Source organism: Pseudomonas fluorescens, from assembly GCF_000967965.1.
In the GTDB taxonomy this organism is placed as follows: Bacteria; Pseudomonadota; Gammaproteobacteria; order Pseudomonadales; family Pseudomonadaceae; genus Aquipseudomonas; species Aquipseudomonas grandcourensis.
In genome coordinates, this window is the sequence record NZ_LACC01000069.1 from 1 (window position 1) to 1,196 (window position 1,196).

1 protein-coding gene is annotated in these 1,196 nt (G+C 53.3%); it reads left to right on the forward strand.

The annotated features are described in order from the left end of the window. The first annotated feature begins 70 nt into the window (after positions 1–70). Positions 71–1,048, forward strand: a complete 978-nt coding sequence (locus VC35_RS28110) for an IS5 family transposase (protein WP_046044000.1) — start codon at positions 71–73, stop codon at positions 1,046–1,048. Positions 1,049–1,196: the final 148 nt, after the last annotated feature.

Here is a 1,196-nt window from a genome sequence, read left to right on the forward strand (position 1 = left end):
GGAAACTCTGAAAAAGACTTCCAGATTTGGTGAAATACCCGCCTCACAAGAACTGAACGGCTGAGCCCCGATGAAACAGATGTCTTTCGCCGATGCCGAATATGCCGGCAAACGTAAGCAGACCCGCCGCGAGCGCTTCCTGATAGAGATGGATCAGGTGGTGCCATGGAAGGGTTTGATTAGCTTGATCGAGCCGCATTATCCAAAGGGTGAAGGCGGTCGTCCGGCGTATTCGTTCATGGCGATGTTGCGGGTTTATCTGATGCAGAACTGGTTCGGCTACAGCGATCCGGCGATGGAAGAAGCGCTATACGAGACCACGATTCTGCGCCAGTTTTCGGGGCTGCACCTGAATCGGATCCCCGATGAAACCACGATCCTAAACTTCCGGCGTCTGCTGGAAAAACATGAGCTGGCCGGTGGGATTTTGCAGGTCATCAACGGTTATCTGGGCGACCGAGGCTTGATGCTACGTCAGGGCACCGTGGTCGATGCGACGATCATTCACGCGCCGAGTTCGACCAAGAACAAGGACGGCAAACGTGATCCCGAAATGCATCAAACCAAGAAAGGAAACCAATACTATTTTGGAATGAAGGCCCACATCGGTGTCGATGCCGAATCCGGCTTGGTTCATAGCCTGGTGGGCACAGCGGCGAATGTCGCGGACGTGACGCAGGTCGATCAGTTGCTCCATGGTGATGAAACGTACCTCTCTGGCGATGCCGGTTACACCGGTGTAGACAAGCGTCCTGAACATCAGGGCCGCCAGTTGATCTGGTCGATTGCCGCTCGGCCCAGCAGCTATAAACAGCATGCGAAAAAGAGTTTGATCGGTCGCCTGCGCCGCAAGATCGAATATGCGAAAGCGCAAGTGCGGGCCAAGGTCGAGCATCCGTTTCGAGTGATCAAGCGCCAGTTTGGCTATACGAAAGTGCGCTTTCGTGGTCTGGCGAAAAACATCGCTCAGCAGGCGACGTTGTTCGCATTGTCGAATTTGTGGATGGTGCGAAAACGGTTGTTGAGTGCAGGAGAGGTGCGCCTGTAATGCGGGCCGATCGCCCTGAAACAGCAGGATCAGAGGAAAGAACCGTGAATTAAAGACAGGAATTGTCTGTTTTTCGGCCGACTTGGATTTTTTTGAACCTCAAACAGCGAGGACATTAAAAATTGCTGGCTACTTCAGACCTTCCCTA